We start from the raw sequence: 13,897 nt of genomic DNA on the forward strand, positions 1-13,897 counted from the left end.
CGGATATCACTTTTGCGGAGTCTTTATGGCCTGGCTACTCGAAATGAAGAACATCACCAAAACCTTCGGCGCCGTTAAGGCCGTGGATAATGTCAGCCTGCGCCTGAACGCTGGCGAGGTGGTCTCGTTATGCGGTGAAAATGGTTCGGGAAAATCGACGCTGATGAAGGTGCTGTGCGGTATCTATCCGCACGGAAGCTATGAGGGCGAGATTATTTTTGCCGGCGAAACGCTGCAGGCAAACCATATTCGCGATACCGAACGCAAAGGCATCGCCATTATTCATCAGGAGCTGGCGCTGGTGAAACATCTCACCGTGCTGGAGAACATTTTCCTCGGCGCCGAAATATCCCGCCACGGCCTGCTGGATTATGAAACCATGACGCTGCGCTGCCAGAAGCTGCTGGCGCAGGTCAATCTGCCCATTTCGCCCGACACCCGCGTCGGCGACCTCGGCCTCGGTCAGCAGCAGCTGGTGGAGATCGCCAAGGCGCTGAATAAACAGGTGCGCCTGCTGATCCTCGACGAACCAACCGCCTCCTTAACCGAACAAGAGACCGCGACGCTGCTGGCGATCGTTCGCGATCTGCAAAACCACGATATCGCCTGCATCTATATTTCGCACAAGCTCAATGAGGTCAAAGCGATCTCCGATACGATCTGCGTGATCCGCGATGGCCAGCATATCGGCACCCGCGACGCCAGCGGCATGAGCGAAGACGACATCATCACCATGATGGTTGGGCGGGAGCTCACCGCGCTCTATCCCAGCGAACCGCACGCCCACGGCGAGGAGATCCTGCGGGTCGAACATTTAACCGCCTGGCACCCGGTAAACCGTCATATTAAACGGGTCAATGACGTCTCGTTTTCCCTGCATCGCGGGGAGATCCTCGGCATCGCCGGGCTGGTCGGCGCCGGACGGACCGAGGCGGTGCAGTGCCTGTTCGGCGTCTGGCCGGGGCGCTGGCAGGGGGAGATCTTCATTGATGGCCAGCCGGTCAGCATCACTAACTGTCAGCAGGCCATTGGCCACGGCATCGCCATGGTGCCGGAAGACCGCAAAAAAGACGGTATCGTGCCGGTGATGGCGGTGGGTAAGAACATTACCCTGGCGGCGCTCAGCCAGTTCACCGGCGCGATGAGCAGCCTGGACGACGCCGCCGAGCAGCACTGTATTGAGCAGTCCATTCAGCGATTGAAAATTAAAACCTCCTCGCCGGAGCTGGCGATTGGCCGCCTGAGCGGCGGCAACCAGCAAAAGGCGATTCTGGCCCGCTGTCTGCTGCTGAATCCACGCATTCTGATCCTCGACGAACCCACCCGCGGCATCGATATCGGGGCGAAGTATGAAATTTATAAACTGATTAACCAGCTGGTGCAGCAGGGCATCGCGGTCATTGTCATTTCATCCGAACTGCCCGAGGTGCTTGGTCTTAGCGATCGGGTGCTGGTCATGCACGAAGGCAGGCTAAAAGCCAATTTGGTTAATCAACATCTGACCCAGGAACAGGTGATGGAAGCCGCGCTGAGGAGCGAACGCCATGTCGAAGAACACGTCGTCTGAAATCAAACTTACCCCAACCGCCCCCACCGCCCTGCCGGCGCTGAAGGGGCTTAACCTCCAGGTCTTCGTGATGATCGCCGCGATCGTCGTCATTATGCTGTTTTTCACCTGGGTTACCGATGGCGCCTACCTGAGCGCGCGCAATATCTCCAACCTGCTGCGCCAGACGGCCATCACCGGCATCCTCGCCGTCGGCATGGTGTTTGTGATTATTTCGGCAGAAATCGACCTCTCCGTCGGCTCGATGATGGGGCTGTTGGGCGGCGCCGCGGCGATCTTTGACGTCTGGCTCGGCTGGCCGCTGCCGCTCACCATTCTGGTGACGCTGGTGATGGGGCTGCTGCTCGGCGCGTGGAACGGATGGTGGGTGGCCTATCGCAAGGTCCCCTCGTTTATCGTCACCCTCGCCGGGATGCTGGCGTTTCGCGGCATTCTGATCGGCATCACCAACGGGACCACCGTCTCGCCCACCAGCCCGGCGATGGCGCAGATCGGCCAAAGCTACCTGCCAGATGGCATTGGCTTTGGCATCGGCGTTGTCGGCATGGCGGCGTTCATTATCTGGCAGTGGCGCGGACGGATGCGTCGGCAGGCGTTAGGTCTGGCGACCGCGTCCTCCACCGCGGCCGTTGGCCGCCAGGCCATTACCGCGGTGATTGTGCTGGGCGCAATCTGGCTGCTCAATGACTATCGCGGCGTGCCGACGCCGGTACTGATCCTCGCCGCCCTGCTGCTGGCAGGCCTGTTCATGGCCACTCGCACCGCCTTTGGCCGCCGCATCTACGCCATCGGCGGCAACCTGGAGGCGGCACGCCTGTCCGGGATTAACGTCGAGCGTACCAAGCTGGCGGTGTTTGCCATTAACGGCCTGATGGTCGCCATTGCCGGACTGATCCTCAGCTCGCGCCTTGGCGCGGGCTCCCCCTCGGCGGGCAACATCGCCGAACTGGACGCCATCGCCGCCTGCGTCATCGGCGGTACCAGCCTGGCGGGCGGTATCGGCAGTGTCGCCGGGGCGGTAATGGGGGCGTTTATTATGTCGGCCCTGGATAACGGCATGAGCATGATGGACGTTGCCACCTTCTGGCAATATATCGTCAAAGGCGCCATTTTGCTGCTGGCGGTGTGGATGGACTCCGCTACCAAGCGGCGCGCGTAAGGAAGCGCTCTCTGAAGAATGTCCGAATTCTTTGCGCTACCACCAAACTTCGCCATAAGGCGCTTGAAATATCTCGGGCATTAGCCGGTAGTGTATACCCAACAGCATTCGGGTTGCAGACGGCGCATCCCAGCCGCGTATCGCGTACGTGGCTGGGGTGAATGAGAAAGCCAGGCCATCGGCAACATCATGAATGAAGGGGTATGACCGGGGTTAGAGCAGGAACATCATCTATGTTTGAAAAGCGTCACCGTATTACGCTGTTATTTAACGCCAACAAAGCTTATGACCGCCAGGTGGTTGAGGGTGTCGGTGAGTATCTGCAGGCCTCTCAGCTGGAGTGGGATATCTTTATTGAAGAGGATTTTCGAGCACGAATCGAAAACATCAAAGAGTGGTTAGGCGATGGCGTTATCGCCGACTATGACGATCCCGAAATCGAAAAGCTACTGGCCGATGTCAACGTCCCCATCGTCGGCGTCGGCGGCTCTTATCATCAGCCAGAGCAGTACCCGCCGGTCCACTATATCGCCACGGACAACACCGCGCTGGTGGAAAGCGCCTTTCTTCATCTGAAGGAAAAAGGGGTACACCGCTTCGCGTTTTACGGACTGCCCACCTCCAGCGGTAAACGCTGGGCGGTAGAGCGCGAGTATGCCTTCTGCCAGCTGGTGGCGAAGGAGAAGTACCGCGGCGTGGTCTACCAGGGGCTGGAGACGGCGCCGGAAAACTGGCAGCACGCGCAAAACCGGCTCGCCGACTGGCTGCAAACGCTGCCGCCGCAAACCGGCATTATCGCCGTCACCGACGCGCGCGCCCGCCACGTCCTGCAGGCCTGCGAGCTGCTGCATATCCCGGTGCCCGAGAAACTGTGCGTTATTGGCATCGATAATGAGGAGCTGACCCGCTACCTCTCGCGCGTCGCCCTCTCCTCCGTCGCCCAGGGCACCCGCCAGATGGGTTATCAGGCGGCAAAATTGCTCCACCGGCTGCTGAATAACGAGGCGCTCCCGCTGCAGCGCCAGCTGATCCCGCCGATGCGCGTCGTTGAACGACGTTCCACCGACTACCGGTCGTTAAACGATCCTTCCGTGATTCAGGCGATGCATTACATTCGCAACAATGCCTGCAAAGGCATCAAGGTGGAGCAGGTGCTCGACGCCGTCGGCATTTCACGTTCCAACCTGGAGAAACGCTTTAAAGAGGAGGTCGGGGAGACCATCCACACGGTGATCCACAGCGAGAAACTGGAAAAGGCGCGCAGCCTGCTGGTATCCACCAGCCTGTCGATCAATGAAATTTCACAGATGTGCGGCTACCCGTCGCTGCAATATTTCTATTCGGTGTTTAAGAAAGAGTACGACGTGACGCCGAAGGAGTACCGTGACCGGCACAGTGAAGTCATGATGTAGAGAGCAAAGAAAAATGCCCGGGCTTGCGCGCCGGGCATGAATAATCACGTAAATAAGCACATTACATGTGCGCGGCAATTAACCGCTGGTTATCCTGATACATCGCGAAGAGATAGTTGTTGTAGCTCGACCCTCTGGTCGAATAGCCCTTCAGCTTATGAATCATGGTACTAGCCGTTACTTCCTGATCCGCCTTGCGCAGCTGCAGGCGCGATTTGCGGAAAGAGGAATAGGCCGGGTGGGTGTTCAGGTTTGTGACGTAAGCCTGCACCGACTGCTCCACCGACTCAAACTGCGAATAGCCTTTCATCGCGCCGCGGCAGCGACCAGCGCCGCACTTCATGCCGAACAGATTGTTGTTCTCACGCGCCAGCTTGGAAGTACCCCAGCCACTTTCCGCCGCCGCCATGGTCGCGACCATGCTGTTCGGAATAATGTCGACACGCTCAAGTAGCGTGTTCCAGGGCACATGACGCGTATTGCCTGACCACTTCACCTTATAACGTGTCGCGATGTCTTTCAGGCGCGCCTTTTCACTCGGCGACCAGCGAGCATCGTACTGCTTGGATACAAGCCAGTTACGATCCGCAGTAATCGCCTGATTCTGCTTGGTAATATAAGGCATGACCGTCCGGAGAAACGCTTTTTTCCTTGGTGTTCCGGAAGGGTATTTTCGCAAGTCAGGAAGTGAACTGCTCTTTACACTATTGCGAGAATACTCTTGTTTACTGCTTACCTTAGTACTACTTATCTTCTTAACCGTTGGGGCTTTATGACTCTTTGTTGCTGTGTGCGTTGTTGCCAACACACTACCTGAAAAGACGCAGGTTAGTAACATAAGTATGGCGGCCCCATATCGTCGTATGGGATTCGATATCATCAGGTCTCCTGGTCGGATATATGCATTCCAACACCTTGTTTTTCACAAAAAAACGATAGCTGAATCGCTAATAGTATCAAAAATACGCACTGAGAGCATCAACAGAAATAGTCCAATTCCGAATTGCTGTCATCTGAAATCGGTTTCTGCGCCGCATCGCTAGCGCGAAAATGCTAGCTTCGTCTCATTTTTAGCCTATTTTTTGAGCGGTGTCACTCACCCCTTTTCATCCTCCTGGTAAAACGTTCGCCGGGAGGAGTTCAGTCGCGCGGCAACAAGGCACACTAGCTAAAAACCGCTCAAGGATCCCGCAATGAAACTCGCTGCGCTTGCCACGTTATTCGTGCCTGGGATGGCCTTTGCCGCCTGGACTACCGCCGACTTCCCTGCTTTTACCGAAGAAGGGACGGGTCGCTTCATCAGCCAGAAAGTGGTTGAGAAGGGTACACGTCCCCTGCAGCTAAATTTTGACCAACAGTGCTGGCAGCCTTCCGGCGGCATTAAGCTCAACCAGATGCTCTCCATGGAACCCTGTCGCGGCACGCCGCCGCAATGGCGCATCTTCCGCCAGGGTCTGTATACCCTGGAAGTGGATACCCGCTCCGGCACGCCGACGATGATGATTTCGCTGGAAGAAAAAGAGGCCAGCGCCGCGGCGCCGCAGATCCGCCAGTGTCCGAAGTGGGATGGAAAACCTCTCACCCTCGACGTCAGTAAAACCTTCCCCGAGGGCAGCAAAGTTCGCGATTTCTACAGCGGCAATGTCGCGACCGTCAGCGGCGGCAAAATCACGCTGCAGCCCGCCTTCGGCAGCAATGGTCTGCTGCTGCTCGAGCGCGCCGAGACGGCCGCGCCGGCGCCGTTCGACTGGCACAACGCCACCGTCTACTTCGTCCTGACCGACCGCTTCGTGAACGGTAATCCGGCCAACGACAATAGCTATGGCCGACATAAAGACGGCATGCAGGAGATCGGCACCTTCCACGGCGGCGACCTGCAGGGATTAACCAGCAAGCTGGATTATCTGCAGCAGATGGGGGTCAATGCCCTGTGGATCAGCTCCCCGCTCGAGCAGATCCACGGCTGGGTCGGCGGCGGGACGAAAGGCGATTTTCCACACTACGCCTACCACGGCTATTACACCCAGGACTGGTCGAAACTGGACGCCAATATGGGGACCGAAGCCGATCTCCGTCGGCTGGTGGATGAAGCGCATAAGCGCGGAATACGTATTCTGTTCGACGTGGTGATGAACCATACCGGTTACGCCACCCTGGCCGACATGCAGGAGTTCCAGTTCGGCTCTCTGTATCTGCAAGGGGATGAGCTGAAAAAAACCCTCGGCGAGCGCTGGACGGACTGGAAGCCCGGCGCGGGCCAGACCTGGCACAGCTTTAACGACTATATCAACTTCAGCGATAAAGCCGGGTGGGAGAAATGGTGGGGCAAGAAGTGGATCCGCACCGATATCGGCGATTACGACAACCCGGGCTATGACGATCTCACCATGTCGCTGGCCTTCCTGCCGGATCTGAAAACCGAATCGAAGGAGGCGTCGGGGCTGCCGAACTTCTACAGCCATAAACCGGACACTGCGGCGAAAGCGATCCCGGGCTATACGCCGCGCGACTACCTGACGCACTGGCTGAGCCAGTGGGTGCGCGACTACGGCATCGACGGCTTCCGCGTCGATACCGCTAAACATGTGGAGATGGACGCCTGGCAGCAGTTAAAAACCCAGGCCACCGCCGCGCTGGCGGAGTGGAAGAAAGCCAATCCGGATAAAGCGCTGGATGCTGCGCCGTTCTGGATGACCGGCGAAGCCTGGGGACACGGGGTGATGGAGAGCGATTACTATCGCCACGGTTTTGATGCGATGATCAATTTCGACTACCAGGACCAGGCGGCGAAAGCGGCTAACTGCATGGCCAACATTGACCTCACCTGGCAGCAAATGGCGGACAAGCTGCAGAGCTTTAACGTCCTGAGCTACCTCTCCTCGCACGATACGCGCCTGTTCCGCGAAGGCGGCACCACGGCGGCAGAGCTGCTGCTGCTGGCCCCTGGCGCCGTGCAGATCTTCTATGGTGACGAGTCGTCGCGCCCGTTCGGCCCCACCGGCTCGGACCCGCTGCAGGGCACCCGTTCAGAGATGAACTGGCAGGATGTCAACGGTAAAGCGGCCCGCAGCGTTACCCACTGGCAGAAGATCGGCCAGTTCCGCGCGCGCCATCCGGCGATCGGTATGGGCAAACAGACAACGCTGTCAATGCCGCGGGGTTACGGATTCGTGCGCGAGAGCGGTGAAGACAAAGTGATGGTCATCTGGGCCGGACAACAGCAGTAAAGCAGGAGTGGCTCCCTGCCCGGCGGGGAGCCAGTCAGCACAATACGCTGATAAAAAATCGATTCACAGGATAAAAACAAAAACATCCCCCTTCCCTTCGATTTGCACCACGCTGGCGCTGGCGTTATGGTTAGCCACTTTCCAGAACCACCGACAGACGATTCGCGATGACATTTTCCCTTTTCGGCGACAAATTCACCCGTCATTCAGGCATTACCCGCCTGATGGAAGACCTTAATGACGGTCTGCGCACGCCGGGCGCTATTATGCTGGGCGGCGGCAACCCCGCTCAGATCCCGGAGATGAATGACTACTTCCAGCAGCTGCTCTCCGACATGCTGGATAATGGCAAAGCCCTTGATGCGCTTTGTAATTATGATGGTCCGCAGGGCAAAAGCGAGCTGCTGAGCCTGCTGGCGAAGATGCTGCGCGACGAGCTGGGCTGGGAGATCGAACCACAGAATATTGCGCTAACAAACGGCAGTCAGAGCGCATTTTTCTACTTGTTTAATCTGTTCGCAGGCCGTCGGGCAGATGGCACCACCCGTAAGGTGCTGTTCCCGCTGACGCCGGAATATATCGGCTATGCCGATGCCGGCCTGGAAGAGGATCTGTTCGTTGCCACCCGGCCGAATATCGAACTGCTGCCGGAAGGCCAGTTCAAGTACCACGTTGATTTTGAGCATCTGCAGGTGACGGAAGAGACCGGGATGATCTGCGTCTCGCGTCCCACCAACCCGACCGGCAACGTCATCACTGATGAAGAGCTGATCAAACTGGATGCGCTGGCGAATCAGCATGGGGTCCCGCTGGTGATTGATAACGCCTACGGCGTGCCGTTCCCGGGCATTATTTTCAGCGACGCCCGACCGCTGTGGAATCCGAACATCGTGCTGTGTATGAGCCTGTCCAAGCTGGGCCTGCCGGGCAGCCGCTGCGGGATTATCATCGCCAACGAGAAAATCATCACCGCCATCAGCAACATGAACGGCATTATCAGCCTCGCGCCCGGCGGTATCGGGCCGGCAATGATGTGTGAAATGATTAAACGTCAGGATCTGCTGCGCCTGTCAGAGACAGTGATCAAACCCTTCTATTACCAGCGGGTGCAGGAGACCATCGCCATTATTCGCCGCTATCTGCCGGAGGAGCGCTGCCTTATTCACAAACCGGAGGGGGCGATCTTCCTCTGGCTGTGGTTTAAGGATCTGCCGATCTCCACCGAGCTGCTGTATCAGCGGCTGAAAAAGCGTGGCGTGCTGATGGTGCCGGGGGATTTCTTCTTCCCGGGACTCGATAAACCGTGGCCGCATACTCACCAGTGCATGCGCATGAACTATGTGCCGGACCCGCAAAAAATCGAGGCCGGGGTGAAAATTCTCGCCGAAGAGGTTGAATTCGCCTGGCGCGAACAGGAAGCCTAATCCCTGACGCCGCTGACGGCTAACGCCCGTTAGCGGACCCGCTCACGCCAGCGCCAGCCGCTGGCGTTTTTGCGCGCATAGCGCCTCCAGCTCCGCGGGAGCCATCACCCGCAGCGCCTGCGTCGGGCAGGCGGCTACGCAGGCCGGCCCCTCGGCGCGGTGGTGGCATAAATCGCATTTCAGCGCCTGCGCCTGCTGGTTCACCACCGTGACGGTCATTGCGCCGTACGGACAGGCCACCATGCAGCTTTTACAGCCGATGCAGCGGCGCTGATCGACCCACCAGACGTCCTCCTCCCGACGAATCGCCCCCTGCGGGCAGACGCTGGCGCAAGGCGCATCCTCGCACTGCCGACAGGCCGTCGCCGTTGATATCTCGCCGCTTTTCACCACCCGGATACGCGGCGTGAAATGGCCTGTCGACAGCATGGAGAGATCCTGCGCCTGCTGGTGCGCCACCGCGCAGGCCACTTCACAGGTACGACAGCCAATACACTGCTGGGCATTGGCAATAAGAAACCGGTTCATCCTCTGCTCCCTGGGGATAAAACCGCAGGGTGCCAGAATAATCCCTGCCCGCGCTTTGATCCTGAATGGAATCAGCGCTGTTTTTAGTCACTAGCACAAGTGATTTTTCATTACGCTGAATTAATGTGCTCCTTACAGTAGCGGCGCTTCCAGGCTGCAGGCGTGAGGCTGGTGTGCTTGCGAAAGATCTTGCGAAAATAACCGACGTCATTAAAGCCGCACTGGCTCGCGACTTCGGTCAACGACAGTGAATCACTGATCAATAGCTTTTCCGCCGCTCTGACCCGCTGACGATGCAGCGCTTCGGTCAACGTCACGCGAAAAACGTGACGATAGACGCGTCCTAAATAGTCCGCATTACAGTGCAGCTCTTTCGCCAGCGTCGATGCTGAAACAGGCAAGTGGTAACGGGTATGGATGATCTGCTGCGCTTTCCAGGCCAGCGCAGCGCCGGGACTGTCGTCCGGTTTTTCGCTTGCCGCCGCGGCAATCTGCTGCAGTATCAGCAATAACAGGAGCTCCAGCGCCAGGCTGCGGTGAATATTCTCCTGTTCACGAAGAAACTGGCGAAACAGCGAAATAATGTATTGTGGATCGCTGACGCGGGTATGTTGCGGAACGTTAAGCAGCGCAGGCGGCAGAGACCGGACACTCTCCGTCAGTACTTCAAAATGCAGCCAATAAAATTTCAGGTCGGCGGGAAATTCCCCCACCCCAACATGAGAACGTTCTGGCCACAGCAGTAAACTCTCCCCTGCATTAACGTTAAATATTTCACCCTCCTCGCAAATCGTTAACGTCCCCTTTTCGACAAAAATAATTTCCCAGGACTGCAGTTTACGCGCCGGATGACTGCCGACGCCACGGGAAATAAATAAGCCGCCATTTTGTACGCGAATCGGGAGAGGCATGGATAATTCAAGCATATATATTTAATTTTCCGCTAACGAAACGATAAAAAATCTCTTTCCAACTGATTATTAATCATAAATTAACGCCTTTCCGGATCGGAATCACACTTTTATGACGAAGTCGGAATCGTCCTCTTTTTATACTTTTCCCTTCCCTTGTTGCCTCGTTTATTCGGTGCAAAATAATTAATGTATTTGCAAAAGACAAAAAATGTCCGCCGGTCAGACAGCGGAATAATTCTGAACATCATCTTCGGGAGTTATTTATGACTACGGCTCCGATTACGACAAGCGACCTCACGAAGCACGTGCAGGACGCCAAATTATCTCTCCGTGAAAAAATAGGCTATGGTCTGGGCGACGCCGGTGGAACGGTCATCACCTGCCTGATCATGAACTTTCTCACTTTTTTCTATACTGACGTCTTTGGGCTCACCCCGGCGCTGGTCGGTACTCTGTTCCTTGCGCTGCGCGTGTTTGATGCTATTTCCGATCCGATCATGGGCGTCCTCGCCGATCGGACCCAAAGCCGATGGGGACGTTTTCGCCCCTGGCAGCTATGGATTGCGGTTCCTATTGCAGCGATCGGGGTGCTGACCTTTACCGTGCCGGATGCCGGCATGGGGGTAAAAATCGCCTGGGCCTTCGGCACTTACCTGCTGCTTTCAGTCAGCTATACCGCGATTAACGTCCCCTACTGCGCGCTCATTAATACGATGACCACTCGCCATAGCGAGGTGATATCCTGCCAGGCATGGCGCTTTGTACTGTGCGGCGTGGCAGGATTCCTGGTCTCCGTGGGCCTGCCGTGGTTGGTTAAAGCGCTCGGTCAGGGGAATACCGCCCAGGGTTATCAGTATGGTGTCGGCGTACTCTGCGCCATCGCGGCGGTGATGTTTTTGTGCTGCTTTTTCTGGGTACGTGAGCGTGTTTCCCTGGAGATGCTCGGCAAATTCACCCTGCGCGAACATATCGCCGGTCTGCGTAAAAACGATCAGTTGTTACTCATGCTGGCGATGTCATTCCTGTTGATCAACGTGTTTAACATTCGCGGTGGCGGCTACATGTACTTTATTACCTATGTACTGGGCGGCTCTACTGGCTATACATCGCTGTTTTTCACCATGGTCACCTTTTCCTCGATTCTGGGCGCCGCGATCGTCAATTGGCTGTCGCGCCACGTTGATACCGTCAAGCTCTATTACTACACCAATCTGGTATTGGCCTTACTGGCGGTGGGGATGTGGTTCCTGCCAACCGGTCCGTCCTGGCAAACGCTATGGCTGGTGGTCATTCTCGGCAATGGCATCATCCTGGGCTTTACCCTACCGCTGCATTTTTCGTTGATGGCCTTCTCTGATGATTATGGTGAATGGAAGACGGGTGTCCGTTCGTCAGGGATGAACTTTGCTTTCAACCTGTTCTTTATCAAGCTGGCATGGGCCTCCAGTGCGGGCATTATCAGCCTGGTATTTATCTACGTTGCTTATCAACCCGGCGCCAGCAATCAGACTCCATCCTCACTATCGGGGATCACGGCGATGGAAACCCTGCTGCCCGCGCTGTTCCATCTGTTGCTGGCCTTCGCTATCCGCGCCTGTAAGCTCAACAATCCCATGATGTCGCGCATTGCAACCGATCTGCGCGCACGTCACATTCAGTCTTAAGGAGAAATCATGGAAGTCGATCTGCACAAACTGAAAGTTAACGATCCGTTTCTGGGTCAGTATCAGCAACTGGTGCGTGATGTCGTCATTCCCTATCAGTGGGATGCCCTCAATGACCGGATCGCCGAGGCTGAACCCAGCCATGCGATAGAAAACTTCCGTATCGCCGCAGGTCAGCAGGCAGGGGAATTCTACGGAATGGTGTTCCAGGACAGCGATGTGGCGAAATGGCTGGAGGCAGTCGCCTGGTCATTGTGTCAGAAGCCAGATGCGGAACTGGAAAAAACCGCCGACGAGGTGATTGAGCTGATTGCCGCCGCGCAATGTGAAGATGGTTATCTGAACACCTATTTTACGGTGAAAGCGCCCGGGGAACGCTGGACCAATCTCGCCGAATGCCATGAATTGTACTGTGCCGGTCACTTGATTGAGGCTGGGGTGGCATTCTTCCAGGCAACCAGTAAACGCCGCCTGCTGGAGGTGGTATGTCGCCTCGCCGATCATATCGACAGCGTCTTTGGTCCGGACGGCAATCAGCTGCACGGCTACCCGGGACACCCTGAAATAGAGCTGGCGTTAATGCGTTTGTACGATGTGACTCAGGAACCACGCTATATGGCGCTGGCTAATTACTTCGTTGAACAGCGTGGGACACAGCCGCATTTCTATGACATCGAATATGAAAAACGCGGCAAAACCTCCTTCTGGAATACCTATGGGCCGGCGTGGATGGTGATGGATAAACCCTACAGCCAGGCGCATTTGCCGCTTGCCGAACAGACCACCGCTGTGGGTCACGCGGTTCGCTTTGTTTATTTAATGGCCGGCGTAGCGCACCTTGCACGCCTGAGCAAGAACGAAGGCAAACGCCAGGACTGCCTGCGGTTATGGAAAAACATGGTCCAGCGTCAGTTGTATATTACGGGCGGCATTGGCTCACAGAGCAGCGGGGAAGCCTTCAGCAGCGATTACGATCTGCCGAATGATACCGTTTATGCGGAAAGCTGCGCCTCTATCGGGCTGATGATGTTCGCGCGCCGCATGCTGGAACTGGAAGCCGACAGCCAATATGCTGATGTGATGGAGCGCGCGCTTTACAATACCGTTCTGGGCGGTATGGCGCTGGACGGTAAACATTTCTTCTACGTCAACCCACTGGAAGTGCAGCCCAAGGCTTTAAAATTCAATCATATTTATGACCATGTTAAGCCTGTTCGTCAGCGCTGGTTCGGCTGTGCCTGTTGCCCACCGAATATCGCTCGTCTCCTGACCTCGCTGGGACATTATATCTATACGCCACGCGAAGAGGCGTTGTATATCAATCTCTACGTCGGTAATCAGGCTGAGATCCCGGTAGGAGAAAAGACGTTACGTCTGCGTATCAGCGGTGACTATCCCTGGCAGGAACAGGTCAAAATTGTCATCGAGTCTCCGTCAGCATTGAACCATACGCTGGCGCTGCGTCTCCCGGACTGGTGCGAGGGGGCACAGCTCACCCTGAACGGCGCGCCGGTCACGCAGGATATACGCCAGGGCTATCTGCATATCCAACATCTCTGGCAGGAAGGCGACACTCTGATGCTAACGTTGCCGATGCCGGTTCGCCGGGTATATGGTAATCCGCTGGTTCGCCACCAGGCAGGCCAGGTGGCGCTGCAACGCGGTCCATTGGTTTATTGTCTTGAACAAGCTGATAACGGTGAGGCGCTGCATAACCTACTGCTGCCACGCGATGCCAGGTTCACGGTGTTTGAAGGAAAGGGGCTGTTTGCTCACAAAATGTTGATTCAGGCCCCAGGCTACAGAAAACATGCAGAAAACGCCGATGCGCAGAAGCTGTGGAGCTACGATCACCCTCTGGCCACCCCCCATTCACAGACGTTGACCTTTATTCCCTGGTTTAGCTGGGCAAACCGCGGAGAAGGCGAAATGCGTATCTGGGTTCGGGAAGCCGAATAAGGCCAGGAACAACGCGACCCCCTCTTCCCCGGCAACACACCGT

Annotated in this window: 10 protein-coding genes; 7 read left to right on the forward strand and 3 right to left on the reverse strand. The window is 56.6% G+C overall.

Features of this window, described 5'->3' with window-relative positions; genetic code table 11:
- Nucleotides 1-25: 25 nt before the first annotated feature.
- The 3 genes from ACOI6Z_RS17820 (at nt 26) to xylR (ending at nt 4,138) form a co-directional block, all read left to right on the forward strand.
- Nucleotides 26-1,567, forward strand: a complete 1,542-nt coding sequence (locus ACOI6Z_RS17820) for a xylose ABC transporter ATP-binding protein (RefSeq protein ID WP_044525029.1) — start codon at nt 26-28, stop codon at nt 1,565-1,567.
- A complete protein-coding gene (xylH, locus tag ACOI6Z_RS17825; protein ID WP_017900029.1) occupies nt 1,545-2,726 on the forward strand; it encodes a xylose ABC transporter permease XylH in 1,182 nt (393 codons plus the stop codon). Before ACOI6Z_RS17820 ends, xylH begins: the two co-directional genes overlap by 23 nt.
- 233 nt (nt 2,727-2,959) lie before the next feature.
- Nucleotides 2,960-4,138, forward strand: coding sequence for a D-xylose utilization transcriptional activator XylR (gene xylR / locus ACOI6Z_RS17830; RefSeq protein WP_023291336.1), 1,179 nt, complete (start codon nt 2,960-2,962; stop codon nt 4,136-4,138).
- Between the two features lie 61 nt (nt 4,139-4,199).
- Here xylR and ACOI6Z_RS17835 read toward each other — a convergent pair whose 3' ends face one another.
- A complete protein-coding gene (locus tag ACOI6Z_RS17835) occupies nt 4,200-5,018 on the reverse strand; it encodes a protein bax (RefSeq protein WP_060589859.1) in 819 nt (272 codons plus the stop codon).
- A 313-nt stretch (nt 5,019-5,331) separates the two neighbouring features.
- Between ACOI6Z_RS17835 and ACOI6Z_RS17840 the strand changes: the two genes are divergently transcribed.
- Nucleotides 5,332-7,365, forward strand: a complete 2,034-nt coding sequence (locus tag ACOI6Z_RS17840; RefSeq protein WP_044525030.1) for an alpha-amylase — start codon at nt 5,332-5,334, stop codon at nt 7,363-7,365.
- Between the two features lie 167 nt (nt 7,366-7,532).
- Entirely contained in the window at nt 7,533-8,789 is a 1,257-nt protein-coding gene (gene avtA / locus ACOI6Z_RS17845; protein WP_023291339.1) for a valine--pyruvate transaminase, read from the forward strand.
- Nucleotides 8,790-8,831: 42 nt separating this feature from the next.
- Here avtA and ACOI6Z_RS17850 read toward each other — a convergent pair whose 3' ends face one another.
- Both ACOI6Z_RS17850 and ACOI6Z_RS17855 read right to left on the reverse strand, forming a co-directional pair.
- A complete protein-coding gene (locus tag ACOI6Z_RS17850; protein WP_023291340.1) occupies nt 8,832-9,317 on the reverse strand; it encodes a 4Fe-4S dicluster domain-containing protein in 486 nt (161 codons plus the stop codon).
- Nucleotides 9,318-9,427: 110 nt separating this feature from the next.
- Nucleotides 9,428-10,243 carry an AraC family transcriptional regulator gene (locus tag ACOI6Z_RS17855; protein WP_044525031.1) on the reverse strand — a complete coding sequence of 272 codons (816 nt, stop codon included), beginning with the start codon at nt 10,241-10,243 and terminating at the stop codon, nt 9,428-9,430.
- Between the two features lie 251 nt (nt 10,244-10,494).
- Between ACOI6Z_RS17855 and ACOI6Z_RS17860 the strand changes: the two genes are divergently transcribed.
- The gene (locus tag ACOI6Z_RS17860) at nt 10,495-11,895 is read left to right on the forward strand and encodes an MFS transporter (RefSeq protein ID WP_064158060.1); all 1,401 of its coding nucleotides are present in this window, start codon (nt 10,495-10,497) and stop codon (nt 11,893-11,895) included.
- A gap of 9 nt (nt 11,896-11,904) precedes the next feature.
- Nucleotides 11,905-13,854 (forward strand): glycoside hydrolase family 127 protein, encoded by a 1,950-nt coding sequence (locus tag ACOI6Z_RS17865; RefSeq protein ID WP_048298561.1) that lies wholly within the window; start codon nt 11,905-11,907, stop codon nt 13,852-13,854.
- Nucleotides 13,855-13,897: the final 43 nt, after the last annotated feature.

This window comes from Klebsiella sp. C239 (genome assembly GCF_048822715.1).
GTDB lineage: Bacteria > Pseudomonadota > Gammaproteobacteria > Enterobacterales > Enterobacteriaceae > Klebsiella > Klebsiella quasipneumoniae.